The sequence below is a fragment of the Achromobacter sp. SIMBA_011 genome, from assembly GCF_046535435.1.
In the GTDB taxonomy this organism is placed as follows: domain Bacteria; phylum Pseudomonadota; class Gammaproteobacteria; order Burkholderiales; family Burkholderiaceae_B; genus Achromobacter; species Achromobacter dolens.
The window spans coordinates 1-266 of the sequence record NZ_JAWRWN010000579.1; the positions used below are offsets into that span (position 1 = coordinate 1).

At 60.5% G+C, this 266-nt stretch carries 1 protein-coding gene; it reads left to right on the forward strand.

What is annotated here, in order from left to right:
• A partial coding sequence (locus SB816_RS32235; RefSeq protein ID WP_410548274.1) for a molecular chaperone occupies positions 1–266 on the forward strand: 266 nt, incomplete at both ends.

Below are 266 nucleotides of genomic sequence, written 5' to 3' on the forward strand. Positions count from 1 at the left end.
GTTGCCGAATGGCACGAAAGGCGATCTGCCCTTTGCAATCACGCCGTCGTTGAGCCGCCTCGGCGGCGACAAGCAGCAGATCCTGCGCATCTTTTATGCGGGTGAGGGGCTCGCTACCGATCGTGAATCGGTGTTCTGGCTAAGCGTGCAGGAAATTCCGCAAAAGGCGAAGGGCGACAACTCGTTGCAGATCGCGGTGCGGCAGCGGATCAAGCTCTTTTACCGGCCTGCCGATTTGTCCGGAGAACCCTCAGATGCGCCGGGCC